Source organism: Faecalibacter macacae (assembly GCF_003687725.1).
GTDB classification, from domain to species: Bacteria; Bacteroidota; Bacteroidia; order Flavobacteriales; family Weeksellaceae; genus Empedobacter; species Empedobacter macacae.
The window spans coordinates 1-2,128 of the sequence record NZ_RDOJ01000041.1 but is presented as its reverse complement, the minus strand read 5'-3'; the positions used below and the strand labels follow the sequence as shown (position 1 = coordinate 2,128).

Annotated in this window: 1 rRNA gene; it reads right to left on the bottom strand. The window is 46.4% G+C overall.

From position 1 onward, the window contains the following. Nucleotides 1-2,108: ribosomal RNA gene (locus EAH69_RS13815) — 23S ribosomal RNA — on the bottom strand; the annotation flags it as partial. Nucleotides 2,109-2,128: the final 20 nt, after the last annotated feature.

The window sequence follows — 2,128 nt, the reverse complement described above, 5'->3', positions numbered from 1 at the left end:
GAAGTTAGGCTCCAAGTAAATAAAGGGTGGTATTTCAACAATGACTCCAAAACACCTAGCGATGCTCCTTCATAGTCTCCCACCTATCCTACACATTATTTACCCGAAGTCAATACAAAGCTATAGTAAAGGTTCACAGGGTCTTTTCGTCCCGTTGCGATTAACCGGCATCTTCACCGATACTACAATTTCACCGAGCTCATGGTTGAGACAGTGCCCAGATCGTTACACCATTCGTGCAGGTCGGAACTTACCCGACAAGGAATTTCGCTACCTTAGGACCGTTATAGTTACGGCCGCCGTTTACTGGGGCTTCAGTTAAGAGCTTCGAATTGCTTCTAACCCCCTTCCTTAACCTTCCAGCACCGGGCAGGTGTCAGACCCTATACGTCATCTTTCGATTTTGCAGAGTCCTGTGTTTTTGATAAACAGTCGCCTGGGCCTTTTTACTGCGGCTGACTTGCGCCAGCGTCTCTTCTCCCGAAGTTACGAGACTATTTTGCCTAATTCCTTAACCATGACTCACTCGAGCGCCTTAGGATACTCTCCTCGACCACCTGTGTCGGTTTACGGTACGGGCTGCTTCTCTCGCTATTTCTAGGGACAATTTTCAGTGGATTATCACGCCAGCCGAAGCCTTGGTGTACTATCCTTAGTTTACCTAAGTTCAACGTACTATTCCGTCAGTACGCACCACCTACAATCATCCGTCACTTTTGTTGAGAGCAGGTACGGGAATATTAACCCGTTTGCCATCCACTACCCCCTTCGGGTTCGTGTTAGGTCCCGACTAACCCTAAGCTGATTAGCATAGCTTAGGAAACCTTAGTCTTACGGCGAATAAGTTTCTCACTTATTTTATCGTTACTCATGCCTACATTTTCTTTTCTATAAACTCCACCACCCATTACCAGGTGACTTCAACGTCGATAGAATGCTCCCCTACCAGTACATCAAAAGATGTAATCCATAGCTTCGGTAATATGCTTATGCCCGATTATTATCCATGCCGGATCGCTCGACTAGTGAGCTGTTACGCACTCGTTAAATGAATAGCTGCTTCCAAGCTAACATCCTAGCTGTCTATGCAATCCAACCGCGTTTTTTCAACTTAGCATATATTTGGGGACCTTAGCTGATGGTCTGGGTTCTTTCCCTCTCGGACATGGACCTTAGCACCCATGCCCTCACTGCCTAGAAACATATATTAGCATTCGGAGTTTGTCAGGAATTGGTAGGCGGTGAAGCCCCCGCATCCAATCAGTAGCTCTACCTCTAATATACTTTACTAAACGCTGCACCTAAATGCATTTCGGGGAGTACGAGCTATTTCCCAGTTTGATTGGCCTTTCACCCCTACCCACAGGTCATCCGAAGACTTTTCAACGTCAACCGGTTCGGTCCTCCACTTTGTGTTACCAAAGCTTCAACCTGCCCATGGGTAGATCACAAGGTTTCGCGTCTAATACCACTGACTGCATCGCCCTATTCAGACTCGCTTTCGCTTCGGCTCCGTACCTGAAGTACTTAACCTTGCCAGTGACATTAACTCGTAGGCTCATTATGCAAAAGGCACGCCGTCACTCCGTAGAGCTCCGACCGCTTGTAGGCGTACGGTTTCAGGTTCTATTTCAACTATCTATTCGATATGCTTTTCACCTTTCCTTCACAGTACTAGTTCACTATCGGTCTTTGAGGAGTATTTAGCCTTGGAAGATGGTCCTCCCATATTCGGACAGAATTTCTCGTGTTCCGCCTTACTCGTTATCAACTATATAACCTTTTCGCTTACAGGACTATCACCCTCTTCGGTTAACCTTTCCAGGTTATTCTGCTAAAATTATAAAGTCTTTAGGGCTAATCCGCGTTCGCTCGCCACTACTTACGGAATCTCAATTGATTTCTTTTCCTATTGGTACTTAGATGTTTCAGTTCCCAACGTTCGCTCTGCTTGCGCAGTGACATGTCTTCAACATGCCGGGTTGTCCCATTCGGAAATCTACGGATTAATGCGTATGTGCCGCTCCCCGTAGCTTATCGCAGCTTATCACGTCCTTCATCGCCTCTCAAAGCCTAGGCATCCGCCGTACGCCCTTAGTAACTTTTTTCATAATTTAACCGTCATATT